Here is a 26,399-nt window from a genome sequence, read left to right as displayed (position 1 = left end):
CGCCCATGCCCTTCCGCGACCGGTGCCTAACCTCACCCCCGGCTGAGAGACCGGATGACGCCCGGTTGGCTACGCTCGCCACCAGCAGGTACCGATGCACCGCGCCAAAGCCCTGCACCACGACGGTTTGATCGGCTCGATGGGCCGTGTCGGCGCGGGCGGGACAACGCCCACCGGCCGTAGCGCTCCACGAGTCCGTAGGTCGTCGCGGCGACCCACGCGCTGTGCCGGTCGGGCGCGTCGTGGTCGAAGGGCACCGTCGCCCACCCGGCACGGCGCAGGCAGTTCGGCCGGGGCGGCCGTGCGCACGATCTCGGGTACGGCATCCGGGTCGACCGGGTGGGTGGACGGGTCGACCTCGGCCCAGGTGCGGTCCAGGTCTGCAGCCGCGGGTCGGTCGTCATCGGCGGGTCTGCTCGATGAGCACGGCGACGAATCCGGCCAGCCCTTCGGCGCCGCGTGGGTCGGACGCCGACCAGCGGGTCATCAGCAGCGGCGCTGCCCGGTCCAGCACCACGCCTTCGCGAGCGAGCACGAAGTACAGCGCGAGCGCCGCCGATCGCGCGTTGCCGTCGGCTGCAATCGCCTCCAGTCGCAGCCTGTGGCGGATGGCTTCCGGCCCCGATCTGCAGGCCCGCCCCGGGCCCGGCCATCACCCCGCGATCCGTGACGCACCCTCCGGCCCGGCCCGCTGTCGGACGATGGCGGCGGGCCCGTCGAGCCGATCACCGTCAAGCGATCCTGTGACGACACCTGACCCTGAAGCAGCCCGGGATGTTCCCGTATACAGTCCGTCGGCAGGTCCAAGGCGGGTGGGGCACCGTGCCGACGCCCAACCTAACGGGGTGCTGTTGCGGCGTTGTCATGCCGGTGGTTCCGGCAGGCCGAACAGGTCGGCGAGGCCGCTGACCTGGAACCGTTGGTGCATCGCGGGGGTCAGCGCTTCGAGGTCCAGGCTGCAGCCGGCGTCGTCGCACCAGCGTTTGGCGGCCACGATCGCGCCGAGACCTGACGAGTCCATGAACGTGATCAGTGCGAGATCCACTGCTAGGACGGTCGGCTCCAGCTGCAGTGCTGTACGGACCGTCGTGCGGAACTGATCAGCGGTCTGCTGTTCCAGCTCGCCGCTGAGGACGATCGTGACCCTGCCGGCCGACGGTATGCCGATCTCGGTCCAGAGCGGCATCGTTCACCTCTCGATCCATTTCGGTGCTCGGGCTCGACGATACCGACCCATTTGTCCCCCGCAACTCGATGCGGCAGGAGATGGATGCGACTGTGCGGCCGGGGATTCCCGGGCCGGCGGGGGTCGTCCCGGGGGTGGCGGGCGTGGCTGCTCAGAGATGGGCGGGAAGGTGACGCCGCCCCCGAGGCGCTGGCGACCCGCCGAGAAAATCTATCGTGGAGAAGGTAGACATGCTCGCTGCCGTCGGCTAACGTTCCTCGGGTCGAGAGAAGAGAACACAAAGACGCTGACGAACCGCCCCACCCGTGGGCGTAGGAGCAGAGCCGGCAGCAACACCGCAGGCTCGCTCGGCACAGCAGGAAGAGATCGGGTGAGCCAAAGATGGTGTTGGTGGCATCGCCTGTAGCACAGTTCCATCCGCAGATGAGGGTCATGAAGTTGCGTGGACCCACAGCATCAGCGGAGTTCGGCACGCGGTAAGACTCAGAGAAGCAGAGGAAAGGGAGGGCCGTACACCGTTGGATCGCCCGCACCGGCAGCAGTTCCGCCGGGGTGGACACCGCAGTCTCCATCGAACGAGAGGTGGTCTCCGGTCACGCTTATGCGATCCTCGCACCCGACGCTGTCTGTGGCGTCCGGTGCGGACACGACAAGCCGGCGAACGAGCCGGTAGATGGTGTTAGACCCATAACCTTGGGCCCCGGCGCTACTGCGCCGGGGCCCTCGACCCGCATTCGACCTGGAGGCTCTATGGCCCAACCCGATGACATGTTCGGTGACGAGGACTACCCGGCCTATACCATGGGCCGTGCCGCGGAAATCGTCGGTACCTCGCAGGGCTTCCTGCGCCGCCTCGACGAGCTGAAGCTCATCACCCCGCACCGCTCCGGCGGCGGCCACCGCCGCTACTCCCGCTATCAGCTCCGCCTCGCCGCCCGCGCGCGGGACATGGTCGATGCGGGCACCGCCGTCGAGGCCGCCTGCCGGATCATCATCCTCGAAGACCAGCTCGAGGAAGCGCTGCGCATCAACGCCGCACGCGACACCACCTGACTGGCCAGCCCCGCCCAGGCCGGTACAGGCGTCAAACGGACGCCGTGCCAGCATGCCCGGCCGCCCAGCCGTTCAGCGTGCCGGCTGCGATACCCCCGGCCAATGTCGCAGCAATCGCGGCGGAGATCATTACATGGCAACGTATGGATGCTCGGCGCCATCTTGTGCGATACGGACGTTCCAGTAGTACTCGGCGATGGTGTCGGGCCGGGTTTCGGACCGGTCAAATACCGGATCAGGTTGTCGATCATGGCATCCGGACATGCCGCGGGTCGGGCGCCACGGGATGGCGATGGTCTTGCAGCGGTGATTGGACCGCTCGGTCGCCGCTTCAGATCTTGGCGAGCTCAGCCAGGCTGCGCAGGAAAGCACCGGATCCTGTCGGCAGGAGTTCGTCGTATCGCGATCGAGCACTCCGCCGCGCCGTGCGGCGTCACGTCGACGCGCACGTCCGGATCGTCCGGCCAGGACAACGTCGCGGCGTAGGGCGGCACTTCTACGCGCAGAGCAGCCAGTGCATCGGCGCCCACAGTGACCTCGCCGAAGACGAAGCTGCCCGAGTAAGGGCGGATTCCGACAACCAGCACAGCGAAAGGGTACGGCTCACCGCCGACGATCGGTACACGCTCATAGCCGCGATCCGCTCGTCCAGACGCACCAGTGGTTGCCAGACACGAGCGCTCAGCGGCGCTCGACCGCCAACAAGATCGGGCAGCATCGACCGGAAAACGGCGCCGCCAACCTCTTCGACTAGGTATTGGGGGCCGCGTCGGGCGGCAATCAGCGACGCCCTTGACGCCGGTCCGAGGATTGAGGTCGCCGCAGTCGCACCGCCCGTCCGGCAACTCGTGCGACGACCCGGCTACGGTAGCCTTCTGACAGGCGTCGTGAACGCGCCGTCCAGCAACCTACGCTAGTTTGATTGTTGTCGATGGTCCGACAAGCGTGGGGGTTTGGTCACGCTCGGACCTTCGACACCGATCTTGGTGGATTTTCACCAACATCAAGATTCAGCACACACGACGGCGGGCACGCCGACTGACCCGAGCGGGTGACCACTCGGTCGGGTATGTGCAGGTCAGGGCCCTTTCAGGGCGGCGACGATAACCGGCATGAAGCGCAGCGTCCCGACTACCACCGAGCAGATGATCGCTGCGCTGATACCCGCACCACTCCCCCGCCCACGGCCGGAACCTTCACCCCTGCCGACCCTGCCAGCGGCGCGGTCCTCAGGCCAGCAAGCCGGACCAGCCATACCAACGCTGGACATCGCCCGGCTGGACCGCTCTGGCCGGGTGTCGGCCCGATTGCTGCTCGACCAGCTCGGGTGGCGCCCAGGCCACCGCGTGCGTGTCGATGTCGTCGACGGCGCGATCCTCGTCTGGCCTGCCTTCGACGGCTGGCCGCTGGTCGGCGCGCGGTGACCTTGCCCTGCCGGTCGCGGTTCGGCAGATGTGCGCCATCGGCACCGGGGACCTCGTCGTCCTCGCCGCCGAGCACACCCATGACCTCCTGATCGTCCACCCCGCAGCGACGGTGGCGCGGCTGCTTGCGGACCTCCATACCCGTCTGACAGCCGGCGGCCATGGCAGCTGACCCGGCACGCATCGCGGCGGCGTGGACACTGCTGGCTTGGCTCGGCGGCGAGCGGGTACAGGAAGGGTGACAGCGACGACGGACATGGACGGGAGAGCGACCATGCTGCTGAAGAGGATCGTCCGACTGGCGGTCGCCGTGATCGCCGTGCCGCTGGCCATCGCCGGGGCGAGGAAGATCAGCGACCGGATCGAGGCCCGCCACGGATCCACCCGCGCCAGCCGGGTGCTGCGCCGCGGCGTGACGGTCACCGAGCGCGTGACGGGCCGCGGGCGCCCCGCCTGGTGAACCCTCGGTTTAGCCGGGCGGGTCGGTGTCGTAGGGGATTTCGGCGTGCAGGGTGCCGCGGCCGGGTGGGCTCAGCACTTTGAAGGTGCCGTCGAGGGCCTCGACCCGGTCCTGCAGGCCGAGCAGGCCGGAGCCGCCCTCGCGGTAGGCGCCGCCGACGCCGTTGTCGCGCACCGTGAGCCTCAGGCGGGCCTTGTCGGCTTCGACGTATACGCGCACCGAGGTTGCCTGTGCGTGTTTGCGGCGTTGGTCAGCGCCTCGGAGATGATGTAGTACGCGGCGACTTCGATCCGTTCCGGCAGCCGCTGGTCGACGTCGAGGCGGAGTTCGACGGGCAGGCCGCTGCGCCGGGCCAGGGCGCGTACTGCCGGGGCGAGTCCGTCCCGCGACACGATCGCCGGGTGGATGCCGCGGGAGATCTCCTGCAGGTCGTGCGAGACCGCGGTCAGCCCGTCGACCGCCTGTCCGAGCTGCTGGCGGACGTCGACATCCCAACTCCTCTCGAAGGGCGCACGACCCTTCGGTTCTCCCAGCGCATGCCGGTTCCTTCTGGTAACCGACAGCATCGTCGGGCCGCATCGGTAGGCGTGGAAGACGGAACTTTCCGGTCCCTCGGTGACTGCGGGGATACCAACGCTGACTACGACGTCCTTCAGCGGGACACCCGCGAGGACTGCGAGGTACGCCAGATCCTCGACCGGATCGCGGACAAGTGGTCGCTGCTCGTCATCGCGCTGCTGGACAAGCGCAGCCTGCACTTCACCGAACTGCGGCGCATGATCGACGGCATCAGCCAGCGAATGCTCGCGCGCACCCTCCGGCACCTGGAACGCGACGGCCTGGTCACCCGGACGGTGCACCCGACGGTCCCGCCCCGCGTCGACTACGAGCTCACCGCACTCGGCGCCACCCTGCACCAGACGATCCGGGCACTGGTCACCTGGACCGAGACGCACCAGAACGACATCGCCGCCGCGCGTGCGGCGTACGACATGCGAGCCGCCGCGGAACAGGCCCAGGCCCAACGCGAGGCAGCCGAGCGCGACGCCATCGCCCGGGAGGTCCTCGCGGGCCACCGTTGAGCACCCCACCGGCCGCCCGCGTCAGAGGCGGCGCCTTGGTGTCCCTGGCTATCGTGCCCAAGCAGGGCAGCCGCATCGCCATCCGGCTGCGGGACGGGTAGAACGATGCGGTGGAAACACGACGAATGGGCGCAGCGCTGGAACGCCGAGCGCCTGATCATCGCCGTCGACGAGGTCCTGCGCTCGTGGGACCAGGATCCAGTGCGGGCAGCCGGAAGGCTCAGCGGCCTGCTACGCGTGGCCACCCCGCGCGCCGTCGTCGTCCTGGAGGGTGCGTACCGCGGCCGTCGCCGCTCGCTCGTTCCGATGCTCGGAACCGACGTCGGCGCGTTGACCGAGGACCACGGCTCGGATGCCGGCGCGGTCGCGGCACTGCTGACCTTCGACCGGTCCGGATACCTGCGTGAGGCCGGCGTCCGGTGGCTGGCCACCAGCAACGAGCCGTTCACCCTGCCGTTCCTGCTGCTGCGCCTCAACGACCCGGTCGACCCCGTCCGCCAACAGGCCACCGCCGCGGTGCACGCCCGACTCACGGTTGGCCACGCCACTCTGCTCGTGCAGCTCCTCCCGCTGATCGAGGGTCTCGGCGCGCGCCGCCGCGCCGGCCCCATCGTGCGCACCATCGGTGAGCTGCTCATCGACGGTGACCCGGCCGGCCGGGCCGCCCTGTGGGCCGGCGCCCGCGGCGATGACACCGCGGTCGCCGCGAGCTGCCTGCGCATGCTCGCCACCATCGAGCCGGCCGCCTCCGTCGAGCAGGCCGTCGCCACCGGCGATCCGGCCCTGCGGCACTGGGCCACCGGGGTGGCCACCGCACGCAGCCTCGACCCGGCCGTCCAACGCCGGCTGCTGCCGCTGCTCGAACCCGACCCCAACCCCCGCATCCGGTGGAAGGCGCTGCGGGCCCGCACCCACCACCCCGACGGCGAGCCGCACCTCCGCCGCGCCCTGCTCGACCCCGACGCACGGGTGCGCTACCTGGCCCGCGCCGGCCTGCGCGCCCTCGGCCACACCGACTCCGCCGCGCTCTACCGCACGACACTCACCCACGCCGATGCCACCCGAGACACGATCATCGGTGCACTCGCCGGCCTGGCCGACATGGGCACCCGCGACGATGCCGCCCGGCTCGTCGCCTTCCTCGACCATCCGAACGTGCGAATCCGCAGCGAGGCATGGCGCGCCCTCGCCACCCTCGACCCGCAGACCTTCACCGCACGTGCCGGCCAACTTCGCGCCGACCCCAGCGGCAAGGTCCGCCGCCACCTTTCCACCGGACGGTGACCGCCACGACACCGCCTTGCGCGCCGCCGGCACGGCCGAGTCCTATCGTTCGGATATGATTTCGCCCGCTCATTCCGGCCATCGCCGGGTCGAGGCCACCCCAGGCCGATCAAGATCGCGGATGCGACAGCACCCGGCTGCCAACACTGCCCCGAAGGAGACCCGGTGAACCGCGATTCGGCCTCGACCCAGTACGAGCGGCTGCGCGGCGAGATCGTCGCCGGTCGGATCGCGCCGGGTACGGTGCTGCTCGAGACGGTGCTCGCGGAGCGGCTCGGGGTGTCGCGGACGCCGGTGCGCGAGGCCCTCGCGATGCTGGAGCGCGACGCACTGCTGGAGCGGGACCGGCGCGGGTACCGGGTGCGCACGCGCAGCCCCGAGGAGTTGCTGGAGATCTACGAGGCCCGCATCGCGCTCGAGTCGACGTGCGCAGCGGCGGCAGCCAACCGGCGCTCGGCGTTCGACCTGGCCCGGCTGCGGCACCTGACCGGCGAGGCGGCGGCGGCCGGCGACCCGGTGCGACTGCGTGAGCTGCACGCGGCCTGGCACAGGGCATTGCGCGCCGCGGCCGGCAATGCCACGATCATCGACCTGCTGGAGCGGCTCGACACGCTGCTGGCCGTGTACGACGCCGACGAGCCGACCCTGGCCGGCCAGGAGGTGGCCGCGGGCGAGCACGGGCGGATCGTCGACGCGATCGAGGCGGGCGACGCCGAGGAGGCGCGGCGGGCGCTCGTCGCCCACCTGGACCGCTCCCGCGAGGCCCGCCTGGCCGAGCTCGCCGCCGGTTCGTAGTACCCCCAAGCAAGAAACGTCACAGGTCGAAGCCTCTTGCCCGAGCGTCGACGCGTGTATACGCTCACGGCTGATTTCCTATCAATCACGTCTGAATATTGGAGTAACCATGGTCCGCAGGCTGGTCGTGGCGGCGGCGTCGGTGACGCTGCTGGCCGCATGCAGCAGCACCGGCTCGCCCGGCGACGGCGTGGCGTCCGGCGCCCCCGTGCGCGGCGGCGCGGTCGTGTTCGCCACCGACGTCGAGCCCACCTGCCTGGACCCCGCGGCCCCGAGCCAGATCGCCACGCAGATCCTGCAGCGCAACGTCTACGACTCGCTGATCTACCAAGACGCGAAAGGCGCCTTCCACCCCTGGCTGGCCAGTTCCTGGGACGTCTCGGCCGACGGCACGACGTACACCTTCCACCTGCGCGACGGCGTGACGTTCCATGACGGCACGAAGTTCGACGCGACCGCGGCCAAGGCCACCTTCGACCACTTCGCCGACCCCGCGACCAAGGCCCCACTGGCCGGCTCGCTGCCGTTCGGCTCGGCGACCGCGACCGACCCGAGCACGCTGGTGGTCAGGCTCAAGTCGCCGTTCGCCCCGTTCCTGCAGCTGGTGTCGTTCTCCGTGCTCGGCATCCAGTCCCCAGCGGCACTCGCGAAGGGCCAGGCCGCCCTGTGCGCCGGCGGACCGGGCGCGGCCGTGGGCACCGGGCCGTTCACCACGGCCGCGTACACCAAGGGGCAAAGCCTCACGTTCGCCCGGTACGACGCCTACAACTGGCCGCCGGAGAGCTCGGCGCACCAGGGCGCCGCGTACCTGGACAAGGTCGAGGTCCGCTTTCTGCCGGAGAACGCGATCCGGGTCGGCGCGGTCAGCAGCGGCCAGGCGCAGCTCGCCGCCAACGTGCCGCCGGTGACCGCGGCCGTGTTCGAGGCCGGCGGCGGGGTGCGGGTGCTCAGCGCGGCCGCGGCCGGCACGCCGTTCACCGCGTACCTCAACACGAAGCGAGCCCCGTTCGACGACGTCAAGGTGCGCCAGGCGTTCCAGCGCGGCATCGACATCGATAACATCGTCAAGTCGGTGTACGCGGGCCGCTTCCCGCGCGCCTGGAGCCCGCTCACGCCGAGCACGCCGTACTCATACGACAGCACGCTGGAGAACAGCTGGCCGCAGGACCTGACGCTGGCCAACCGGCTACTCGACGAGGCCGGCTGGAATCAGAAGGACGCGCAGGGGTACCGCACCAAGGACGGCAGGCGCCTGAGCGCCACCTGGGTCCAGAACAGCAGCGTCATGCGCGAGCAGCGCGACGTCGTCGCCCAGGCGGTCGCCGACAACGCCAAGAAGCTCGGCTTCGAGGTGACCGTGCAGGGCCTCGACGCCGGCACGTTCTCGGCCCGGGCCAAGGCCGGCAACTACGACATCACCGACCAGAGCAACCAGCGGGCCGACCCGGACATGCTCTACAACGTGTGGTCGTCCAAGTTCGTGGCCACCAAGGGCGGCGCCAACTACGCCAACATCGACGACCCGCAGGTCGACCAGTGGCTCAGCCAGGGCACCACGGCGCTGCAGCAGCAGGACCGGCCGGCGGCGTACAAGCCGCTGCAGAAGTGGGTCATCGACAGCGCCGCGGCCGTGCCGATCTACGTCCCGCAGTACCTCCTTGGCGTCTCCAACGCCGTGCAGGGCGTGCAGTTCACCGTCTCCGGCTACCCGGACTCCTTCTACACCGTATGGCGGACCAAGTGAGCACCGACGACTTCGAGGCCTGGCTGGCCGCGCGCGCCGACGAGGTGGCCGGCCCGGCCGGCCACACGGCCCTGACCGGCACGTACCCGGTCGCCGAGCCGCTCGTCATCGACGGCGTGCCCGGCACCTGGAGCGTTCAGGACGGCCGGCTCACCGTCACCGTCGAGCCGGGCGCGCCGCTGAGCAAGGACGGCACGCCGGTGACCGGCACCGCGTTCGCCGGCGGCGACCTCGAGGCGCCCGGCGTGACGATCCGGACGTTCCAGCGGGAGGACGGGCCGGTGGTGCGTACGTACGAACACGCCGCGCCCGGGCGGACGGGCTTCGCCGGCATCGACCGGTACCCGTACGACGAGCGCTTCCGCGTCGCCGCGAAGTTCGAGCCGTTCGCCGCGCCCGAGGCCACCCCGATCGCCTACCAGCGCGACGACGTCGTCCGTGCGCACGTCGTGCCGGGCGAGCTGTCGTTCACCCTCGGCGGCACCCAGCACCGGATCCGGGCGTTCGAGGGCCACGGCGGCCTGTGGTTCGTGTTCGCCGACGCCACGACCGGCGTGAGCACGTACCGCCCGGGCCGCTTCGTCGAGGCGCAGACCGCGCCCGAGGGCTACGTCGTGGACTTCAACCGCGCGTACCTGCCGCCGTGCGCATTCTCGGACTGGTACAACTGCCCGCTCCCGCCCCGGGAGAACATCCTGACGACCGCGGTCGAGGCGGGCGAACGGTCGGTGCTGCGCCGTGCCCACCCGGCGTGACGCCGGCCGCCTCGCCCGCCGGGTGGCGATCGCGGTCGTGCAGCTGTGGGGCGCCGCCACGCTGTGCTTCGCGACGCTGCACCTGACCCCCGGCGACCCGGTCGACATCCTCATGGGCAACCAGGCGCTGGTCTCGCCGGAGCTCAAGGACCAGGTGCGGGCCGAGTACGGGCTGGACGACCCGGTGGTTGTGCAGTACCTGCGGCTGCTCGGCCACCTGGCCCGCGGCGACCTCGGCACCTCCTACCAGCTGCAGCGGCCGGTGTGGGGCGCCCTGACCGAGCAGGTGCTGCCCACCGTCCAGCTCGCGGGGGCGGCCCTGCTGCTCGCGGTGCTACTGGCGGTGGGCGCGGCGGTGCTGGTCCCCGAGCGCAGCCGCGTCGCCCGGGCGGTGTTCTCCGGGCTGGAGATGGTCGCCGTGTCGCTGCCGCAGTACTGGCTGGGCATCCTGCTCATCACATTCCTGTCGCTGCGCTGGCACCTGTTCCCGGTCATCGAGGCCGGCACCTGGCGCAGCCTCGTGCTGCCGGCCGTCGCGGTCGCCCTGCCGATCGCCGGCACCCTCGCCCAAGTGCTGCGCGAGGAGATGGACACCGCCCTCGCCCAGCCGTTCGTCACCGCTGCCCGGGCCCGCGGCGCAGGCGCGCTGGCCGTGCGGACCGGGCACGCGTTGCGCCACTGCCTGGTCCCGGCCACCACGCTCACCGGCTGGTTCGTCGGCAGCCTGCTCGGCGGCTCGGTCCTCATCGAGCAGGTCTTCGGTCGGCCTGGGCTCGGCCAGGTCGCACTGACCGCCGTAACGAACAAGGACCTGCCGATGGTGACCGGCGTAGTCATGCTGGCCGCCGTCGTGTTCGTCGCGGTGAACCTGCTCGTCGAGGCCTCCTACCTCGTCATCGACCCGAGGGTGCGCCGCGATGGGACGTAGGCTCGCCGTCTCGGCCGCGGCGCTGGTCATCCTCGCCGTCGTCGTCGCCGCGCTGTGGCCGCAGCTGCTCACCGGCCACGACCCGAACGCGACCGACCCGCTCGCCTCGTTCCGCCCGCCGGGCACCGGGCACTGGTTCGGCACCGACCAGCTCGGCCGGGACCTGTACGCCCGGGCCGTCTACGGCGCCCGGCACTCGGTGCGCATCGCCGCCGGCGCGACGCTCGTCGCGCTGCTCGTGGCCGTGCCGGTGAGCGTCCTGGCCGCGTTCGCCGGCCGGTTGGCCGACAGCGTCATCAGCCGGGTCCTCGATGTGCTGCTGTCGTTCCCGGCACTGCTGCTGGCCCTCGTCGTGGTCACCATCGCCGGTCGGGGCGAGCTCAGCCTGCTGCTGGCGATCGGCCTGGCCGACATGCCCGGCTACGCCCGCCTGCTGCGCTCCCGGCTCCTCGTGGTCCGCACGGCCGGCTACGTCGAGGCGGCAACCGGGCTCGGCGTCGGCCCGTGGACCTCACTGTGGCGGCACATCCTGCCCAACGCGGCCGGGCCGCTGCTGGTGACCGCAACGCTCGGGCTGGGCGTGGCCGTCATCTTCGCCTCCGGGCTGAGCTTCCTCGGCCTCGGCACCCAGCCACCGACCCCGGAGTGGGGCGCGATGCTCGCCGAGGGCCGCTCGACGCTCGCCGTCGCCTGGTGGGCCGGGGTCTTCCCGGGCCTGCTCATCACCGTCACCGCGGTCGCCGTCACCGTCCTCGGCCGCGACCTGCGCAACCGCTTCGGCATCGGCAAGGTCCGGCCGTGAGCCATTTTGGAGGTACCCCAGTGCCGACCGACCGCTACGGGCAGAGCGTGTCCACAGTGGACCCAGAGGCCGCTGCGGCCTACTTCGATGCCGTCGACGCGTACCTGGCCCTCGACGACACCGCCGTCGACGGCTTCGCCCAGGCGATCGCGCTCGACCCCGGCCTCGCCGTCGCGCACCTCGGGCTCGGGCTCAGCCTGGCCTCGGCCGGCCGCGACACCGAGGCCCGGGAGGCGTTCACCACCGCCGTCCGGCTGCGCCGCGAGCACCCCGACCGGCTCGGCCCGCGCGAGGCCCGCCAGATCGACCTCGTCACCGCGCCGCCCGCCCACCTCGCCGCCTACGCCGAGCATCTGGAGGCGCACCCCGGCGACCTCCTCGTGCTCGGGTTCGCCGCCGGGCTACTCAGCGGCCGGCGGATCGCCGCGGGCACCGGCCGCGACGGCGTGCTCGCGCTGGCCGCGCCGTCGACGGCCGCGTTCCCGGACGACTGGGCCCTGGCCGGCATCTGCGCGCTGGAGCTGGAGGAGGCCTGGCAGTTCGCGGAGGCCGAGGCCGCGGCCGAGCGCTCGCTGCTGGACCGGCCCGACAACCGCGCCGCCTGCCACGGGTACGTCCATGTCCTGCACGAGACCGGGCGCATCGCCGCCGTGGAGGCGTTCCTCAACGGCTGGTTCGGCACCCGGCACCCGCGCTCGCCGCTGCAGACGCACCTGCGCTGGCACCACGCGCTCGTGGCGCTGGAGAACGACGACGCCGAACTCGGGCTGCGGCGCTACCACGCCGCCATCGACCCCCACATCTCCACCCGCCGCACCACGCTCGTCGACGCCGCCGCCGTGCTGTGGCGGCTGCGGATCGACGGCCACACCGGCCTGCCGTGGCGTCCGGTCGCCGAGCTCGCCCGCGCCCAGGTCGCGGCCGCCCGCGGCGCGCTGTTCGACGTCCACGCCGCCCTCGCACTGGCCGCCGGCGACCGCCGGGAGGACCTCGCCACGCTCCGCGCCGCCTGGGCGGTCGAGACCGCCCGCCCTAACCGCAGCGTCGTCCTCGCCGTCCTCGACGGCATCGCCGCCCACGCCGACGGCCGCTACGACGTGGCCGCACAGCACCTCGGCGGCGTGGTCGCGGCCGTGGCCCTCGTCGGCGGCAGCCGCCTGCAGCAGGACATCGTCGTGGACACGCTCTGCGACGCCCTGGCCCGCAGCGGGGACGCCGACCGGGCCGCCGACATCCTGGCGGACCGCATGCACCGGCGCCGGTCGCGGCGGGACGCGCGCTGGATCGCCGACCTGCGCCGGATTTCCACGGTGGTACCGCAGTGAGCCCCGACCCTGTCCTGGCCGCCGACGACCTGCGCGTCACGTTCCGGACTGCTCGCGGCACCGTCGAAGCGGTTCAGGGTATTTCCTTCACCCTCCACAGGGGACAGTGTCTGGCCATTGTCGGCGAGTCCGGCTCGGGCAAGAGCGCCACCGCCCGCGCCCTGCTCGGCCTGGCCGGCCCGACCGCCACCGTCACCGCCGCCGCGCTGCGACTCGCCGGCCGGGACCTGACCACGCTGACCGAAACCCAGTGGCAGCGCCTGCGCGGCCGCGACATCGGGCTTGTCGCGCAGGACGCGCTCGGCTCGCTCAACCCGCTGCACCGGGTCCGCCGCGACGTCGGCGAGCCGCTGCGCCGGCATCGCCTGATCGCGCCTGCCCTTCGTCCCGGCCGGGTGGTCGAGGCGCTCGGCGCCGCCGGGATTCCGGAGGCGGCGGTGCGGGCGCAGCAGTACCCGCACCAGCTCTCCGGCGGCCTGCGCCAGCGGGCCCTCATTGCCTCCGCCACCATCGCCAACCCGCCGGTCCTGGTCGTCGACGAGCCGACCACCGCCCTCGACGTCACCGTGCAGGCCCAGGTCCTGACCCTGCTGGAGCAGCTCAAGGCCGGCGGCACCGCGCTGCTCATGATCAGCCACGACCTGGCCGTGGTGGCCCGGATGGCCGACCACATCCTGGTGATGCGCGAGGGCGTCATCGTCGAGTCAGGACCCCCGGCATCGGTGCTGGGAGCAGCTCGCCACCCCTACACGCGCCGGCTCCTCGCCGCTGTTCCCACCGGCCGGCCCCGCCGCGACCCGGAGGGGTCCGCCGGCCCGGCACTGCTCGAGGTGCGGGGGGTCGGCAAGCAGTACCGCCGCCCCGACGGCACCGACCACGCTGCCGTGCGCGACGTCTCGTTCACCGTCGCCGCCGGCCGCACCCTCGGCGTCGTCGGCGAGTCCGGCTCCGGCAAAAGCACCGTGGCCCGCATCGCTCTCGGCCTGCTGCGCCCCGACGAAGGCGACGTCCGCTTCGCCGACGCACCCTGGAGCTCGGTGCCGGAGCGGCGCCGCCGCCCGCAGCGCGGCCGCATCCAGCTCATCCAGCAGGACCCGCTCGGCGCGTTCGACCCCCGCTTCACCGCCGGCCAGGTCATCGCCGAGGCGCTGCGGGCGGAACGCGACCGGGGAGCCCGGCGCCGGCGCGTTGCCGAGCTCCTGGAGACTGTCGGCCTGGCCGCGTCGCTGGCCGAGCGCCGTCCGGCCGAGATGTCCGGTGGCCAGCGCCAGCGCGTCGCGATCGCCCGGGCCCTGGCCACCGGCCCCGAGCTGCTGGTGTGCGACGAGCCGGTGTCGGCCCTGGACGTCTCCATCCAGGCCCAGATCCTCGAGCTGCTGGCGGACCTGCAGGCACAGCGCGGCCTGGCGATGCTGTTCATCTCGCACGACCTGACCGTCATCCGGCAGCTCAGCGACGAGGTCCTGGTCATGAAGGACGGCGCCGTGGTGGAACGCGGCCCAGCCGACGACGTCTTCGACCGCCCCACCCACCGCTACACCCGCGAACTGCTCGCCGCGGTTCCCACGCTTCCGGTGTACACCTAAAGTCGTGGGTGTACGCCGCCTCGCCCAGTGCCCCGACCGCGTCGTACTCGGACGGGGCGATGAGGCGGATGCGGATGTCGCCGCCGGCGCTCATCGCTCAGAAGTTGCTCAGCTGGCTCGAACGAGTCAACACGACAGAACCAGACCAGGACCTCGTGACCCTCCCAGCGCACAACTGCACCGGTGCGCCGGCCGAACCTGGACCTCGTTCACGCCGATCGACCCGGCGGCACGCAGCCCCGCGAGGCGGTCGAAGTCCGGGCACTGCTGCGCGTCCGGGGTCCGCTCGACCGACGTGCCGGAGGCGATGTCGTGCTGCCACACCTGCACCGGCACCACATCACCGACGATGTCCTGCGTCGGCGGCACGTCGTGGACCGCGTTGTAGGACGAGGCGAACTCGCACGTGACGTTGTCCGGGTCGTCCCACGGCTGCACCGGCACGCCCAACCCGGAACCGGCGAAGTCCCCGGCCAGGGTGGCGATCCCGCCGCCGACGGCGTTGGACACGGTGCCCCACCACACGCTGCGCTGCGCCTCGTCGGCGGTGAACGCCCACAGGTAGCCCTGCGTCGTCTGCGCCCGGGCCCCGTCGGGACGGCCTTCGCCGGCCTCGATCGGGCGGGTCGGCCGGCCGAGACCGAACCACCACCGGTCCGGCTGCGCCTGCGCCGCCACGGTCACCCCGTGCCGGCGGTCCTCACCTGGCACCACCTTGCGCGTCCCGAGCATCGTCACAGCCGTCCCGCCCTCCACGACGTTGCCGCCCGGCAACGGACGGCAATCCTGCAATCCAGTGCGGCACGTACCCGACGACACACCACCAAACGTCCCCCGCGGACACCGCTCACCGGCGCGGGCGGTACGAGTAGCCGTACGGCGCGTGCGGGCGGTACGGGGCCTCCAGCGTGGCCACGTCCTCGTCGCTGAGCGCCAGTTCCGTGGCCGCGAGCGCGTCGTCCAGGTGGTGGGGCTTCGTCACCCCGACGATCGGCGCGCTGACCCGGGGCCGGCCCAGCAGCCACGCCAGGGCCACCCGCGCCGGCGGCACCCCGTGCGCGGCGGCCACCGCCCGCACCGCCGCCACCACCTCGGCGTCGTTGTCGTCGCGGCCCCAGTTCTCCGACCGCTCGGCAGCCGCCCGCGCAGTGTCCCGGGCCCCGGCGAGGAGCCCCCGGGCCAGCGGGCTGTAGGGCAGGACGCCCACGCCCTGGTCGGCGCAGAGCGGCAGCATCTCCCGCTCCTCCTCGCGGTACACCAGGTTGTAGCGGGTCTGCATGGACACGAACCTGGTCCAGCCGCCCGCCTGCGCGGTGTGCTGGGCCTTCGCGAACTGCCACGCGTACATCAGCGACGCGCCGAGATAGCGCACCTTGCCGGCCCGCACCAGGTCGTGCAGCGCCGCCATGGTTTCCTCGACGGGGGTCTCGTCGTCCCAGCGGTGGATCTGGTACAGGTCGATGTGATCGGTGCCGAGGCGGCGCAGTGATGCGTCGACGGCGGACATGACGTGCTTGCGGGACAGGCCGCGGTCGTTCGGGCCCGAACCCATCGGGAAGAAGACCTTCGTCGCGAGGACGTAGTCGTCGCGGCGGGCGAAGAACCTGCCGAGCAGCCGCCCGGTGATCTCCTCGCTGACGCCGCCGGAGTACATGTCGGCGGTGTCGAAGAACGTCACGCCGGCCTCGACGGCCTGCCGCACCAGCACCGCGGCCGCGTCCTCGGGCAGGAACCACGGCTCGTCGGCGGGGTCGCCGTAGCTCATCATCCCCAGGCCGATCCGCGACACCTGCAGCCCTGACGAGCCTAGACGGGTGTACTGCATGCTGGTTCCTTTCGTTGCGGGGACGGGGTGTGGGTGGCGACGGCGGCGACCACCAGCGCCACGCCGAGCAGGTCCCGGACCGTCGGCCGCTGGGCGAGGACGAGCAGTCCGATGACCGTGGCGCAGGCCGGCAGGAGGCTCAGCGTCAGCGCGAACGTCGCCCGGCGCAGCCGGGCCATGGCGAGCTGGTCGGCCACGTAGGGGATCACGGACGAGCAGACGCCGACCCCGACGCCGGCCAGCAGCAGGCCGGGGTGCCCGAACGCGGGCGCGGCCCCGGCCAGGCCCAGCGGTGCGGCGACGACCGCGGCGACGAGCATGGCGGCGCCGAGCTGATCCACGCCACCAGCGGTGCCGGCGATGCGGTGGCCGAGGGTGACGTACAGCATGAACAGCGCGCAGTTCGCGAAGGCGAACGCGAACCCGAGCGGCTCGCCGGCGAACCGGACGCCGGTGAGGGTGAACACGCCGGCCACGGCCAGCCCGAGCGCGAACGCGTTGCGCGGGCCGCGGACCCCGGCCGCGGCCAGGACGATGACGCCGAGGAACTCGACCGAGCCGACGGTCGCGAGGGGCAGCCGCGCGATCGCCAGGTAGAACATCGTGTTCATCGCGGCGAGGACGACGCCCAGCGCCAGCAGCGTCCGGCGCCGGTCCGAATGCAGCAGCAGCCGCCACGGGCGCCGCCACACCGCGAACACGACCGCCGCGCTGGCGATCCTCAGCCACGCGACCCCGAAGACGTCCACGTGGGCGAACAGCAGCACGGCGAACGCCGGGCCGAGGTAGTGGAAGACGGAGCTGACCGCGATGGAGCCGGTCGCGGTCAGCCGGTCCCGTGTCTGTTCCTGCACGGGAGTATCTTCCAAAGCACGGGGCCGGTAGTGAAGGCCAAGTTGAAGGTGGGTGACGCGACTTGCCTAAGAATTCAAGTCAGAATGCCTTGGATGCCGTCAACCTGCGGGTGCTGGCCGAATTGCAGGCGAACCCGCGGCTGTCCATGTCGGAGCTGGGCCGTCGGGTCGGTATGTCCGCCCCGGCGGTCACCGAGCGGGTGCAGCGCCTCGAGGCGGCGGGCGTGATCCTCGGGTACCGGATGGACATCGACCCGGCCGCGCTCGGCATGCCGGCCACGGCCCTCGTCCGGATCAGGCCGGGGCCGGGCCAGCTGCCGAAGATCACTCAGCTCGCGCAGGAGACCCCGCAGGTGGTCGAGTGTCACCGCATCACCGGCGAGGACTGCTTCCTGCTCAAGGTCCACGCGCCGTCGATCGGTGAGCTCGAGGAGCTGCTCGACCGGTTCCTGCTGTACGGGCAGACGACCACCTCGATCGTCGTCTCCACCCCGGTGCCGCCCCGACCGCTGCCGCTGCCGCCCGCACCGCCGGATCAGTGAGAGCGGCGGAGCCAGAAGAAGCCGAAGCCGGCCAGCAGCGCCGCGAGGGCCGTGTACAGCGCCAGCTCGATCCACTGGAACGTCCAGTACCGGTTGCCCGGCTGGTAGGTGTGCTCGAAGTGCAGGTGCTGCGCGACCATGCAGGCCTTGACGGCGGCCCGGTCACTGATGTTGGCGATGCAGGGCCGGTCGTCCTCGCCGGTGTACCGCGCGCCGTCCGCCTTGAACAGCGGGGCGCCGTCGCTCAGCGACCAGCCGCCGGGAACGGTGTAACCGTGGACGGTGAACAGGTTGTCGTTGCCCAGGCTGAGGCCGAAATCGCGGCTCATGACCTCGGCGTCGACAGTGACGGTTTCGGTGACCGGGGGCAGCAGGTGCTGCCGGACGACCGCCGGGACCAGCACCTGCAGCGCGACGAAGGCGACGAGCGTGATCGCCATGGCCGTCAGGGTGCGCCGCGCGAGCATGCCCACGACGGTGCCGAGGACGAACGCGAACAGCGCGTAGCCGATCGGCACGATGTTGCGGGTGTCGAAGTTGAAGGCCGCGAACCGTCCCCCCATCAGCGCGTCGTACCGGCTCAGGCTCCAGGTCAGCGCCAGGCTGAGCAGGCCGGTCACCAGGGCGGCGACCAGGCCGACGACGGCGAGCTTGACCGCCAGCCAGCGGGTGCGGGTGACGCTCTGGTTCCACACCAGCCGGTCGGTGCGCTCCTCCAGCTCGCGGGCCACCAGCGGGGCGCCCCAGAAGATGCCGATCAGGGCGGGCGCGACGAGCAGGGTCCCGAGGACCACGGCGAGCGGGCCCTCGTAGTCGCCGCGCAGGTCCATCCGCGCGATGCTGCACGCCTCCCCGGCGCAGCCGACGATCCTCGTGTCGATGAAGGTGCCGATGCTGTCGCGCAGGTGGATGAGGTACAGCGTGAGCACGGCCACGGCGCCTACGGCCGCCAGGGCCTGGACGCGGAACTGCCGCCAGGTCAGCCAGGTCATCGGTGCGCTCCCGTCATGGCGGCCGGGCCCACGTCCGTGGCCCGGGTCAGGTAAGCAAGGGTCAGCTCCTCCAGGTCGACGGGCGCGCCGCCGGGGACCGGTCCGGACCCGCGGACGACCATCGTGGTCTCGCCGCGGGCCTGCTCGGCGTGGATGAGCTCGGCCCCGGGCGGCAGCGGCTGCTGCGCCGCCGGGCCGGTGACGCGGTGGTGCACGGCGAGCAGGTCGGCGACGTCACCGGCGAGCTGCACCCGGCCGTCCGCGAGCACGATCAGGTGGTCACAGACCTGTTCGAGGTCGCCGAGCAGGTGGGAGGAGAGCACCACGCTGACGTTGAGTTCGTCGACGAACTCCAGGAGGTCCCGCATGAACCCGCGCCGCGCGAGGGGGTCCAGGGCCGCCACCGGTTCGTCGAGGACGAGCAGGTCGCCCCGCTTGGCCGCGGCGACGGTCAGGGCGAGCTGGGCCCGCTGGCCGCCGGACAGCGACCCGGCCTTCTGGGCGGGGTCCAGCCCGCGTTGCCGGATCCGTCGTTCCGCGAGCTCGGCGTTCCACCTCTGGTTCAGCCGGGCGCCGAGCCGCAGGTGGTCGCCGACGGTCAGCCTGGTGTACACGGGCGCGTCCTGGGCGACGAAGCCGACCCTCGCCAGCTGCTCGGCGCTGTCCGCCGGCCGGTGCCCGAGCACCTCGATGCTGCCGCCCGTCGGCGCGATCATGCCGCAGACGAGCCCGAGCAGCGTCGACTTGCCGGCGCCGTTGGGTCCGACCAGCCCGGCGATGCGCCCGGCGGGCACCGTCACGGTGCAGTCGTCCAGCGCGAGCCGCTGGCGGTAGCGCTTGCTGAGCGCCGTTGTCCGGATGACCGGTGTCATCGCGTCCCTCCTGGTGGTTGGTTGCCGCCCTTTCTAGCCAGCCGACGGTCACGGCACGGTCCGCGCGGCTGTGACCGGGCCGTGACGGGCCGGCCGCTACGGTGATCTCGGACCGGAAGGTGTGTGATGCGGGTACTCGTGGTCGAAGACCAACCTGACCTGGCCGACTCCGTGGCGCGGGTGCTGCGGCGGGAGGGCATGGCCGTCGACGTCGCCTACGACGGCGGCGCGGCGCTGGAACGGGCCGCGGTCGTCGAGTACGACGTCATCGTGCTCGACCGCGACCTGCCGGTCGTCCACGGCGACGACGTGTGCCGCACCCTCGTCAACGGGCCCTCGACGAGCCGGGTGCTCATGCTGACCGCCTCCGGCACCGTCGCGAACCGGGTCGAGGGGCTGGGCCTGGGCGCCGACGACTACCTGCCCAAGCCGTTCGCCTACGCCGAGCTGGTGGCGCGGATCCGCGCGGTGGCCCGGCGTTCGCAGCCGGCGGTGCCGCCGCTGCTGGTGCACGGCGACCTGCGGCTCGACCCGGCGCAGCGGACCGCGACCCGGGCCGGGGCGCGCCTGCCGCTGAGCCCCAAGGAGTTCGCGGTCCTCGAATACCTGATGAGCTGCGGCAGCCGGGTGGTGCCGGCCGAGGAGCTGCTGGACAAGGTCTGGGACGAGGCGGCCGACCCGTTCACCACCACGGTCAAGGCCACGATGAACCGGTTGCGGGCCAAGCTCGGCGACCCGCCGATCATCGAGACGATCGCCCGCGCCGGATACCGGATCTGACCATGCGCCTCGGCAAACACCCGCTGCGGCTCCGGCTGACGCTGCTGTACTGCCTCGTCTCCGTCATGTCGAGCACGGTCCTGCTGGTCATCATGTGGGCCCTGGCCAAGAGCCTCGACCTGGGGGCCCCGCCGGATTTCGCCGACCTGGTGGTCCCGCCGTCACCGATGCCGGCGGGACCGCCCGACCCGGGCCTGCCCAGGCCGCTGCCGACGCCGAGGGTGGCGGTGCCGCAGGTCGACATCGGCGCCGACCTGGTCCAGCCGCTGGTCGCGCTGGCCATCCTGGCGGTGCTCTCGCTGTTCCTCGGCTGGCTCATCGCCGGCCGCGTGCTGCGCCCGGTGCTGACCATGACCGGGCGCCTGCACCAGATCTCCGACCGCAACGTGCACGAGCGCCTCGCGCTGCCCGGCCGCCGCACCGAGCTCAAGGATCTGGCCGACACCGTCGACGGGTTGCTCGGCCGGCTCGAGGCGGCGCTCGACGCGCACAAACGGTTCGTCGCCAACGCCGCCCACGAGCTGCGGACGCCGCTGACGGTCGAGCGGGCGCTGCTGGAGGAGCCGCTGATCGACCCCTCGGCAAGCCTCGAGACGTTCCGGTCGAACTTCGCCCGGCTCCTGGTGATCAGCGAGCAGCGGGGGCAGCTCCTGGAGTCGCTGCTCACCCTGGCCGGCAGCGAGCACGGCCGGGGCGCGGACGACCCCGTCGACCTCGCCGACCTGGCCGCGTCGACGCTGCGCGAGCGGGCGCCCGACGCCGACCAGCGGGGGCTCCGGGTCCGGACCGACCTGGAGCCGGTGCGGGTGCCGGGCGACCCGGTGCTGCTCGGGCGGCTGCTGGTCAACCTCTGCGACAACGCGATCCACTACAACGTGCCCGGTGGCACCGTGGAGGTCGGGGTCCACCGCCGCCTCGGCCGGGTCGTGCTGAGCATGGCCAACACCGGCGAGGTCATCCCACCCGACCAGGTCGACCGGCTGTTCGAGCCGTTCCAGCGGCTGCACCGCACCGCCGACTCCGCGCACCACGGCCTCGGCCTGTCGATCGTCCGGGCGATCGCGGCCGCCCACGACGCCACGCTCACCGCGCGGGCCCGCCCCGGCGGCGGCCTGGAGATCGAGGTCGCGTTCCCGCTCATGCCGTCACCTCCGCTTCGCTCCGGCGCCGGCCTGAGCCACACCCTGCAACCCTGATTCACGGCTCCTCGCTCCGCTGCGGCCCGCTCACGCCGTCACCTCCGCTTCGCTCCGGCGCCGGCCTGAGCCACACCCTGCAACCCTGAATCACGGCTCCTCGCTCCGCTGCGGGCCGCTCATGCGGTGACCCTGCGGACCACCCGCAGCAGGTACTCCTCCCGGTCCAGGGGGTTGTGGTCGGTCCGGGAGCGGCTCGGTGCCACGCCCGCCACCGGTTCGTACCGGTCGAACGCCGACTCGAGCACGCCCTCGCCCCTTGTCAGCCCGGGCAGCCGCACCTGCAACTCGTGCACCCGGGCCGCCGGGATGTCGCCGTCCAGGACGCAGACGGTGCCCCGGGTGACGGTGGTGCGCGGCACCGCCTGCAGGCGCGACAGGAGGGGCAGCAGCGCGCCGAGCTGGTCGGCGGGTGCCTCGAGCCGGAACCGGTGCACCGGCTCGTGCACCACGGTGCCGGCCCGCCGCAGCGCGGTCATGAGCACCAGCGGGGTCAGGCTCCGGAAGTCGAAGCCGGTGCTGGACATGCTCTTGTCGAACTGCTGGTGGGCGTGGCTCTGCCGGGGCCAGTAGCCGGATCGGGTCATCGTCACCGTGCAGTCCTCGACCTGCCAGCCGTGCAGGCCCTGGGTCAGGGCGGCGCCGACGGTGTCCTGCACCGCGGTGAAGAACGCCGCCGGCATCGCACCGGCCTCGACCCCGAGCCGGAACGTGTTGCCCGCCCCGGCCGGCGCCGGCTCGACCCGCAGCCCGATCGTGGCGAGGAACGGGTTGCCGTTCTTCTCGCCGATCTCGAACGCGTCGCCGGTCCCGGCCGGCCGTTCGATGCAGATCGTCGTGGTGTCCCGGAAGGTGACCTCGATGCCGTACTCCTCGGCGAGCGTCGCCTGGATGACCTCCTTCTGCACCTCGCCGTACAGCGACACCGACGTCTCCCGGCGCACGTCGTCGTGCCGGACGTCGATGAGCGGGTCCTGCTCGGCGAGCTCGGTCAGCGCCGCGAACAGCGGACCGCGCTGCTGCGGGTGCAGCGCCTCGACGACCGCTTCCAGGCTCGGCGGCGCGAAGTGGTGGTCCCGGATCCCGTGCCGGGCGGTGCCGACCGCGTCGCCGATCCGGACGCCGCCGAGGCCCCAGACCTTGCCGATCCGGCCCGCCGGCAGGGCCTCGGATCCGGTCGCGCCGCCGTCGTCGAAGACCGCGATGCCGGTCACCTTCGCCTCGGCGCCGCCGGACAGCCGCACCCGCTCGCGGGTCTTCATCGTGCCGGCGAACATGCGCACGTAGGCGATCCGGTCCCCGGCCGGGCCGCGCTCCACCTTGAAGACGCTGCCGGACACCGGGTCGGCGGCGTCGCCGGTGGCCGCCGGCAGGAAGGCCGCGATGCCGTCGGTGAGCGCGTCGAGACCGGCGCCGGTGATCGCCGAGCCGAAGTAGACCGGGTGCACCTGGCTGCGTGCGGTCTGCTCGGCCAGCACCCGGCGCACGCGGCCGGCGGGCACGGTCGCGCCCTCCACGAACGCGGCGAGCAACGCGTCGTCGTGCTCGGCAAGGACATCAAGCGGCGGCGGCGCGGGCACGAAGCCGGCCGCGCGGGTTCCCAGGCCCGTCGGGGCGCCCATGGGCACGAGCGCGGGCGTGAGCCGCTCGGCGAGCTCCCGCAGGATCCCGTCGCCGCGCGCGCCGGACCGGTCGATCTTGTTGACGAACACGATCGTCGGGATCCGCAGGCGGCGCAGGGCCCGCATCAGGATCCGGGTCTGCGCCTGGACGCCCTCGACCGCGGACACGACGAGCACGGCGCCGTCGAGCACGCTGAGGACGCGCTCCACCTCGGCGATGAAGTCCGGGTGGCCGGGGGTGTCGATGAGATTGACGGTGACATCACCGACGTGGAACGACACCACGGCGGACTTGATGGTGATGCCGCGCCGTCGCTCCAGCGCGAGGGTGTCGGTCTGGGTGTTGCCGTCGTCGACGGAGCCGGGCTCGTCGATGACGCCGGCGGCGTGCAGCAGCCGCTCGGTGAGGCTGGTCTTACCGGCGTCGACGTGCGCCAGGATGCCGAGATTGAGAGTACGCAAGTGGCGTCAGGTCCTCGAGATAGGCGGTGATGGCCATCTGGGTGAACACAGACGCAGCTCGCATCCCTGACTCCTCAGCTCGCGGACAAGACCCACACAGCGAAACAGAGGATTGTCACGCCCGCAACCGGATTGACCACATCGCCGGGCCTCAATATCGACCGCCACCTTGACTGAAGGTCGTAGATGTGTCTACCGTCACTCCACCGCTATTAACAAAGTTTCCTAACTGTTGGTGAGGTGAACGTGAAACGATCCCTTCGCCAGGTCCTCCTGGTCGGGGCCGTCGCAACGGTCGTGGCCGCATCGGTCGCGGTCGTGCCCCTGGTTCAGGCGAACGCCGCGGCCGCGTGTGCCCCGGCGTGGAGCGCCTCGGCCATCTACGTCAAAGACAACGTCGTCTCATACCAGGCCCACAACTACACGGCGAAGTGGTGGACGACCAACGAGGTGCCGACCGCCAGCGGCCAGTGGGGCGTCTGGGCCGACAACGGCGCGTGCGGTGGCGGCACCACCCCCACCACCCCGCCGGTGACCTCCAACCCGCCCACCTCCAACCCGCCGACCTCGAACCCGCCGACCCAGCCGGGTGGCAAGGCGGTCGTCGGCTACTTCGCCGAGTGGGGCGTCTACGCCCGCAACTACCACGTGAAGAACATCGTCACCAGCGGCTCGGCGGCCAAGCTGACCCACATCCTGTACGCGTTCGGCAACACCAGCGGCGGCAACTGCTCCATCGGTGACTCCTACGCGGACTACGACAAGGCGTACACCGCTGCCGACTCGGTCGACGGCGTCGCGGACACCTGGGACGCCGGCGCGCTGCGCGGCAACTTCAACCAGCTGCGCAAGCTCAAGCGGCTGTACCCGAACATCAAGGTGATCTGGTCGTTCGGCGGCTGGACCTGGTCCAGCGGCTTCACCCAGGCCGCGGCGAACCCGACCGGCTTCGCGAACTCCTGCTACAACCTGGTCAAGGACTCCCGGTGGGCCGACGTCTTCGACGGCATCGACATCGACTGGGAGTACCCGAACGCCTGTGGCCTCAGCTGCGACGCCAGCGGCCCGGCCAGCTACAACAACGTCATCACCGCGCTGCGGAACAAGTTCGGCTCGAGCTTCCTGATCACCTCGGCGATCTCGGCGGACGGCTCCAACGGCGGCAAGCTCGACGCGGCCGACTACGCCTCTGGCATCTCCAAGCTCAACCTGGTCTTCCCGATGACCTACGACTACTTCGGCGCCTTCGCCCCGCAGGGACCGACGGCACCGCACTCGCCGCTGAACTCCTACACCGGCATCCCGACCCAGGGCTTCTGGTCCGACGCGGCGATCCAGAAACTCAAGAGCAAGGGCGTGCCGGCCAACAAGATGCTGCTCGGCATCGGCTTCTACGGCCGCGGCTGGACCGGCGTCACCCAGACCGCGCCCGGCGGCAGCGCCACCGGTGCGGCCCCCGGCACCTACGAGGCGGGCATCGAGGACTACAAGGTCCTCAAGAACAGCTGCCCGCCCACCGGCACCGTCGGCGGCACGTCGTACTCGAAGTGCGGCAGCAACTGGTGGAGCTACGACACGCCCTCGACCATCGCGGGCAAGATGACCTACGCCAAGAACCAGGGTCTCGGCGGAGCGTTCTTCTGGGAGTTCTCCGGCGACACCAGCAACGGCGAGCTCATCACCGCGATCAAGAACGGTCTCGCCTGATCATCACCATCTGAGTGAGCACGTCGCGCCGCCGCAGCCCAGGTCCCGGGCTGCGGCGGTGCGGCATTTCACGGCGCCGGCTTCTCCAGCCCGCGGATCTCGACCCACAGCGCCCGGAACCGCTCCACGTCGCGGTCGCTGCGGCCGAACACCTCGAGCATGTCGTCGACGTGGTGCCATTTCGGCGACCGCTCCCCGACACCGTTGAGCATCCGGAACACCGTGGACTTGGAGACGCCGAGCTGGCCGGCGATCGCGCTGTACGACGGCTCGCCGGCCGCCCGGTGTGCCGCCACGAGCTGCTCGGTCAGTCGCTGCCGCAGGGCGCGCAGCCGCTCGGCGTCAGTCCCCTGAAGGTTCATCGATCACGACACACGACAATGTGTTGACGGTATCCACCAATCAAGCATGCCGATGCATCGCGGTCCGGTAAAGGCCGGTTTCAGGCCGCGTCGCGCCGGACGATCGCGGTGCTCGTCGCGGATTCGCCGGCGGGTGCGGGGGTCATGCCCTTGCGGACGGCCTCCAGCAGCGCGGTGCCCTGCGCGGCGAGGGACGCCACGACGCTGTTCAACCCTTCCGCGCCGTCCAGCACGGTCAGGTTGGCGCCCTGCAGGCCCTCCGCCGCGGCGCGGAGCAGATCGGGCAGCTGCTCGATCATCATCTGGTCCAGCGCGATACGGCCCTGCGCGGCGGCCGCCTCCGCGGACAACTTCGTGGCGTCGGCATCCGCGCGGGCGAGGGTGACGATCCGCTCCGCCTCGGCCTGCGCGGGCCGGATGACCTCGGCGATGAGCTGCACCTGGCGCAGTTCGGCGTGCTTCTGCGCCACCAGGGCCTGCTCGACCAGCACGTGCTGCTGCGCCTGGGCGGCGGCGAGCGGCCCGGCCTGCGCGGCGGTCTGCTGCGCCTGGTCGATCTCCGCCTGGTAGCGCGCCTGGGCGATGGCGGTCTGACGCGCGTACTCGGCCTGGTTACGGCGGCTCTCCTGCTGCGCCATCGCACTGGCCTGGTCGGCGATCGCCTGCGCGACGTTCGCCTCCTGGTTGACCCGCGCCTGGTGCGGGGCCGCGAGAGCCTTGATGTAGCCGACGCCCTTGTCATGGATGCTGCTGATCTGCAG

The 26,399-nt window shown here is 71.8% G+C and carries 30 protein-coding genes; 17 read left to right on the top strand and 13 right to left on the bottom strand.

Annotated features, from left to right (window positions below; translation table 11 throughout):
* Positions 1–400: 400 nt before the first annotated feature.
* Positions 401–535, bottom strand: a complete 135-nt coding sequence (locus ACFPIJ_RS51670) for a hypothetical protein (protein ID WP_380126884.1) — start codon at positions 533–535, stop codon at positions 401–403.
* 327 nt (positions 536–862) lie between these two features.
* Complete coding sequence (locus tag ACFPIJ_RS51665; protein WP_380126883.1) at positions 863–1,186, bottom strand: STAS domain-containing protein; 324 nt, start codon at positions 1,184–1,186, stop codon at positions 863–865.
* A 768-nt stretch (positions 1,187–1,954) separates the two neighbouring features.
* Between ACFPIJ_RS51665 and ACFPIJ_RS51660 the strand changes: the two genes are divergently transcribed.
* Positions 1,955–2,239 (top strand): helix-turn-helix domain-containing protein, encoded by a 285-nt coding sequence (locus tag ACFPIJ_RS51660; protein WP_380126882.1) that lies wholly within the window; start codon positions 1,955–1,957, stop codon positions 2,237–2,239.
* A 347-nt stretch (positions 2,240–2,586) separates the two neighbouring features.
* On the opposite strand, the gene ACFPIJ_RS51655 is transcribed toward ACFPIJ_RS51660, so the two are convergent.
* Positions 2,587–2,826, bottom strand: a complete 240-nt coding sequence (locus ACFPIJ_RS51655) for a hypothetical protein (protein ID WP_380126881.1) — start codon at positions 2,824–2,826, stop codon at positions 2,587–2,589.
* A gap of 525 nt (positions 2,827–3,351) precedes the next feature.
* On the opposite strand from ACFPIJ_RS51655, the gene ACFPIJ_RS51650 reads away from it, so the two are divergent.
* From ACFPIJ_RS51650 to ACFPIJ_RS51640, 3 genes are all read left to right on the top strand, one after another.
* Positions 3,352–3,663 carry a hypothetical protein gene (locus tag ACFPIJ_RS51650; protein WP_380126880.1) on the top strand — a complete coding sequence of 104 codons (312 nt, stop codon included), beginning with the start codon at positions 3,352–3,354 and terminating at the stop codon, positions 3,661–3,663.
* 28 nt (positions 3,664–3,691) lie between these two features.
* On the top strand, positions 3,692–3,835 hold the full coding sequence (locus tag ACFPIJ_RS51645; RefSeq protein ID WP_380126879.1) for a hypothetical protein: 144 nt from the start codon (positions 3,692–3,694) through the stop codon (positions 3,833–3,835).
* Between the two features lie 102 nt (positions 3,836–3,937).
* Positions 3,938–4,123: a hypothetical protein gene (locus ACFPIJ_RS51640; RefSeq protein ID WP_380126878.1), complete on the top strand. Its 186-nt coding sequence runs from the start codon at positions 3,938–3,940 to the stop codon at positions 4,121–4,123.
* Positions 4,124–4,132: 9 nt separating this feature from the next.
* On the opposite strand, the gene ACFPIJ_RS51635 is transcribed toward ACFPIJ_RS51640, so the two are convergent.
* Both ACFPIJ_RS51635 and ACFPIJ_RS51630 read right to left on the bottom strand, forming a co-directional pair.
* Positions 4,133–4,342: a sensor histidine kinase gene (locus ACFPIJ_RS51635; protein WP_380126877.1), complete on the bottom strand. Its 210-nt coding sequence runs from the start codon at positions 4,340–4,342 to the stop codon at positions 4,133–4,135.
* A complete protein-coding gene (locus tag ACFPIJ_RS51630; RefSeq protein WP_380126876.1) occupies positions 4,306–4,689 on the bottom strand; it encodes a sensor histidine kinase in 384 nt (127 codons plus the stop codon). The genes ACFPIJ_RS51635 and ACFPIJ_RS51630 overlap by 37 nt, the downstream gene beginning before the upstream one ends.
* A gap of 123 nt (positions 4,690–4,812) precedes the next feature.
* On the opposite strand from ACFPIJ_RS51630, the gene ACFPIJ_RS51625 reads away from it, so the two are divergent.
* From ACFPIJ_RS51625 to ACFPIJ_RS51585, 9 genes are all read left to right on the top strand, one after another.
* Positions 4,813–5,205 carry a winged helix-turn-helix transcriptional regulator gene (locus ACFPIJ_RS51625; RefSeq protein WP_380126885.1) on the top strand — a complete coding sequence of 131 codons (393 nt, stop codon included), beginning with the start codon at positions 4,813–4,815 and terminating at the stop codon, positions 5,203–5,205.
* A gap of 105 nt (positions 5,206–5,310) precedes the next feature.
* Positions 5,311–6,489 carry a hypothetical protein gene (locus ACFPIJ_RS51620; protein ID WP_380126874.1) on the top strand — a complete coding sequence of 393 codons (1,179 nt, stop codon included), beginning with the start codon at positions 5,311–5,313 and terminating at the stop codon, positions 6,487–6,489.
* Between the two features lie 165 nt (positions 6,490–6,654).
* Positions 6,655–7,284 (top strand): GntR family transcriptional regulator, encoded by a 630-nt coding sequence (locus ACFPIJ_RS51615; RefSeq protein WP_380126873.1) that lies wholly within the window; start codon positions 6,655–6,657, stop codon positions 7,282–7,284.
* A 109-nt stretch (positions 7,285–7,393) separates the two neighbouring features.
* Positions 7,394–9,028, top strand: coding sequence for an ABC transporter substrate-binding protein (locus ACFPIJ_RS51610; protein ID WP_380126872.1), 1,635 nt, complete (start codon positions 7,394–7,396; stop codon positions 9,026–9,028).
* On the top strand, positions 9,025–9,783 hold the full coding sequence (locus tag ACFPIJ_RS51605) for a DUF1684 domain-containing protein (protein ID WP_380126871.1): 759 nt from the start codon (positions 9,025–9,027) through the stop codon (positions 9,781–9,783). Before ACFPIJ_RS51610 ends, ACFPIJ_RS51605 begins: the two co-directional genes overlap by 4 nt.
* Positions 9,767–10,711, top strand: coding sequence for an ABC transporter permease (locus ACFPIJ_RS51600; RefSeq protein WP_380126870.1), 945 nt, complete (start codon positions 9,767–9,769; stop codon positions 10,709–10,711). The genes ACFPIJ_RS51605 and ACFPIJ_RS51600 overlap by 17 nt, the downstream gene beginning before the upstream one ends.
* Entirely contained in the window at positions 10,701–11,513 is an 813-nt protein-coding gene (locus tag ACFPIJ_RS51595; protein ID WP_380126869.1) for an ABC transporter permease, read from the top strand. Before ACFPIJ_RS51600 ends, ACFPIJ_RS51595 begins: the two co-directional genes overlap by 11 nt.
* Before the next feature lie 20 nt (positions 11,514–11,533).
* Positions 11,534–12,838 (top strand): hypothetical protein, encoded by a 1,305-nt coding sequence (locus ACFPIJ_RS51590; RefSeq protein ID WP_380126868.1) that lies wholly within the window; start codon positions 11,534–11,536, stop codon positions 12,836–12,838.
* Positions 12,835–14,424 carry a dipeptide ABC transporter ATP-binding protein gene (locus ACFPIJ_RS51585; protein ID WP_380126867.1) on the top strand — a complete coding sequence of 530 codons (1,590 nt, stop codon included), beginning with the start codon at positions 12,835–12,837 and terminating at the stop codon, positions 14,422–14,424. Before ACFPIJ_RS51590 ends, ACFPIJ_RS51585 begins: the two co-directional genes overlap by 4 nt.
* A gap of 126 nt (positions 14,425–14,550) precedes the next feature.
* On the opposite strand, the gene ACFPIJ_RS51580 is transcribed toward ACFPIJ_RS51585, so the two are convergent.
* From ACFPIJ_RS51580 to ACFPIJ_RS51570, 3 genes are all read right to left on the bottom strand, one after another.
* Positions 14,551–15,156 carry a hypothetical protein gene (locus ACFPIJ_RS51580; protein WP_380126866.1) on the bottom strand — a complete coding sequence of 202 codons (606 nt, stop codon included), beginning with the start codon at positions 15,154–15,156 and terminating at the stop codon, positions 14,551–14,553.
* Between the two features lie 115 nt (positions 15,157–15,271).
* Positions 15,272–16,249, bottom strand: a complete 978-nt coding sequence (locus ACFPIJ_RS51575; protein ID WP_380126864.1) for an aldo/keto reductase — start codon at positions 16,247–16,249, stop codon at positions 15,272–15,274.
* On the bottom strand, positions 16,231–17,103 hold the full coding sequence (locus ACFPIJ_RS51570) for an EamA family transporter (protein ID WP_380126863.1): 873 nt from the start codon (positions 17,101–17,103) through the stop codon (positions 16,231–16,233). Before ACFPIJ_RS51570 ends, ACFPIJ_RS51575 begins: the two co-directional genes overlap by 19 nt.
* An 89-nt stretch (positions 17,104–17,192) precedes the next feature.
* Between ACFPIJ_RS51570 and ACFPIJ_RS51565 the strand changes: the two genes are divergently transcribed.
* Positions 17,193–17,645 (top strand): Lrp/AsnC family transcriptional regulator, encoded by a 453-nt coding sequence (locus ACFPIJ_RS51565; protein ID WP_380126862.1) that lies wholly within the window; start codon positions 17,193–17,195, stop codon positions 17,643–17,645.
* Here ACFPIJ_RS51565 and ACFPIJ_RS51560 read toward each other — a convergent pair.
* Both ACFPIJ_RS51560 and ACFPIJ_RS51555 read right to left on the bottom strand, forming a co-directional pair.
* Positions 17,639–18,637: an ABC-2 transporter permease gene (locus ACFPIJ_RS51560; protein ID WP_380126861.1), complete on the bottom strand. Its 999-nt coding sequence runs from the start codon at positions 18,635–18,637 to the stop codon at positions 17,639–17,641. The genes ACFPIJ_RS51565 and ACFPIJ_RS51560 overlap by 7 nt on opposite strands.
* Complete coding sequence (locus ACFPIJ_RS51555) at positions 18,634–19,509, bottom strand: ABC transporter ATP-binding protein (protein WP_380126860.1); 876 nt, start codon at positions 19,507–19,509, stop codon at positions 18,634–18,636. Before ACFPIJ_RS51555 ends, ACFPIJ_RS51560 begins: the two co-directional genes overlap by 4 nt.
* Before the next feature lie 126 nt (positions 19,510–19,635).
* On the opposite strand from ACFPIJ_RS51555, the gene ACFPIJ_RS51550 reads away from it, so the two are divergent.
* Both ACFPIJ_RS51550 and ACFPIJ_RS51545 read left to right on the top strand, forming a co-directional pair.
* Positions 19,636–20,289, top strand: coding sequence for a response regulator transcription factor (locus ACFPIJ_RS51550; protein WP_380126859.1), 654 nt, complete (start codon positions 19,636–19,638; stop codon positions 20,287–20,289).
* 2 nt (positions 20,290–20,291) lie between these two features.
* Positions 20,292–21,485 (top strand): sensor histidine kinase, encoded by a 1,194-nt coding sequence (locus tag ACFPIJ_RS51545; protein WP_380126857.1) that lies wholly within the window; start codon positions 20,292–20,294, stop codon positions 21,483–21,485.
* Between the two features lie 119 nt (positions 21,486–21,604).
* On the opposite strand, the gene ACFPIJ_RS51540 is transcribed toward ACFPIJ_RS51545, so the two are convergent.
* Positions 21,605–23,569: a GTP-binding protein gene (locus tag ACFPIJ_RS51540; protein WP_380126856.1), complete on the bottom strand. Its 1,965-nt coding sequence runs from the start codon at positions 23,567–23,569 to the stop codon at positions 21,605–21,607.
* Positions 23,570–23,815: 246 nt separating this feature from the next.
* Between ACFPIJ_RS51540 and ACFPIJ_RS51535 the strand changes: the two genes are divergently transcribed.
* The gene (locus ACFPIJ_RS51535; protein ID WP_380126855.1) at positions 23,816–25,276 is read left to right on the top strand and encodes a glycosyl hydrolase family 18 protein; all 1,461 of its coding nucleotides are present in this window, start codon (positions 23,816–23,818) and stop codon (positions 25,274–25,276) included.
* A gap of 68 nt (positions 25,277–25,344) precedes the next feature.
* Here ACFPIJ_RS51535 and ACFPIJ_RS51530 read toward each other — a convergent pair whose 3' ends face one another.
* Complete coding sequence (locus ACFPIJ_RS51530) at positions 25,345–25,638, bottom strand: helix-turn-helix domain-containing protein (RefSeq protein WP_380126854.1); 294 nt, start codon at positions 25,636–25,638, stop codon at positions 25,345–25,347.
* Between the two features lie 80 nt (positions 25,639–25,718).
* On the bottom strand, positions 25,719–26,399 hold a 681-nt coding region (locus ACFPIJ_RS51525; protein WP_465252348.1), incomplete at its 5' end, for a flotillin family protein.

The sequence above is a fragment of the Dactylosporangium cerinum genome, from assembly GCF_042653625.1.
GTDB classification, from domain to species: domain Bacteria; phylum Actinomycetota; class Actinomycetes; order Mycobacteriales; family Micromonosporaceae; genus Dactylosporangium; species Dactylosporangium cerinum.
This window is presented reverse-complemented; position numbering and strand designations above follow the sequence as displayed.

Excerpts from the sequence above, each read along its gene's own strand:
- ACFPIJ_RS51610 (WP_380126872.1), top strand. The coding sequence starts at position 7,394 with ATGGTCCGCAGGCTGGTCGTGGCGGCGGCGTCGGTGACGCTGCTGGCC.
- ACFPIJ_RS51620 (WP_380126874.1), top strand. The coding sequence starts at position 5,311 with ATGCGGTGGAAACACGACGAATGGGCGCAGCGCTGGAACGCCGAGCGC.
- ACFPIJ_RS51645 (WP_380126879.1), top strand. The coding sequence starts at position 3,692 with ATGTGCGCCATCGGCACCGGGGACCTCGTCGTCCTCGCCGCCGAGCAC.
- ACFPIJ_RS51630 (WP_380126876.1), bottom strand. The coding sequence starts at position 4,689 with ATGCTGTCGGTTACCAGAAGGAACCGGCATGCGCTGGGAGAACCGAAG.
- ACFPIJ_RS51650 (WP_380126880.1), top strand. The coding sequence starts at position 3,352 with ATGAAGCGCAGCGTCCCGACTACCACCGAGCAGATGATCGCTGCGCTG.
- ACFPIJ_RS51640 (WP_380126878.1), top strand. The coding sequence starts at position 3,938 with ATGCTGCTGAAGAGGATCGTCCGACTGGCGGTCGCCGTGATCGCCGTG.
- ACFPIJ_RS51555 (WP_380126860.1), bottom strand. The coding sequence starts at position 19,509 with ATGACACCGGTCATCCGGACAACGGCGCTCAGCAAGCGCTACCGCCAG.
- ACFPIJ_RS51595 (WP_380126869.1), top strand. The coding sequence starts at position 10,701 with ATGGGACGTAGGCTCGCCGTCTCGGCCGCGGCGCTGGTCATCCTCGCC.
- ACFPIJ_RS51575 (WP_380126864.1), bottom strand. The coding sequence starts at position 16,249 with ATGCAGTACACCCGTCTAGGCTCGTCAGGGCTGCAGGTGTCGCGGATC.
- ACFPIJ_RS51665 (WP_380126883.1), bottom strand. The coding sequence starts at position 1,186 with ATGCCGCTCTGGACCGAGATCGGCATACCGTCGGCCGGCAGGGTCACG.
- ACFPIJ_RS51660 (WP_380126882.1), top strand. The coding sequence starts at position 1,955 with ATGTTCGGTGACGAGGACTACCCGGCCTATACCATGGGCCGTGCCGCG.
- ACFPIJ_RS51580 (WP_380126866.1), bottom strand. The coding sequence starts at position 15,156 with ATGCTCGGGACGCGCAAGGTGGTGCCAGGTGAGGACCGCCGGCACGGG.
- ACFPIJ_RS51545 (WP_380126857.1), top strand. The coding sequence starts at position 20,292 with ATGCGCCTCGGCAAACACCCGCTGCGGCTCCGGCTGACGCTGCTGTAC.
- ACFPIJ_RS51560 (WP_380126861.1), bottom strand. The coding sequence starts at position 18,637 with ATGACCTGGCTGACCTGGCGGCAGTTCCGCGTCCAGGCCCTGGCGGCC.
- ACFPIJ_RS51550 (WP_380126859.1), top strand. The coding sequence starts at position 19,636 with ATGCGGGTACTCGTGGTCGAAGACCAACCTGACCTGGCCGACTCCGTG.
- ACFPIJ_RS51530 (WP_380126854.1), bottom strand. The coding sequence starts at position 25,638 with ATGAACCTTCAGGGGACTGACGCCGAGCGGCTGCGCGCCCTGCGGCAG.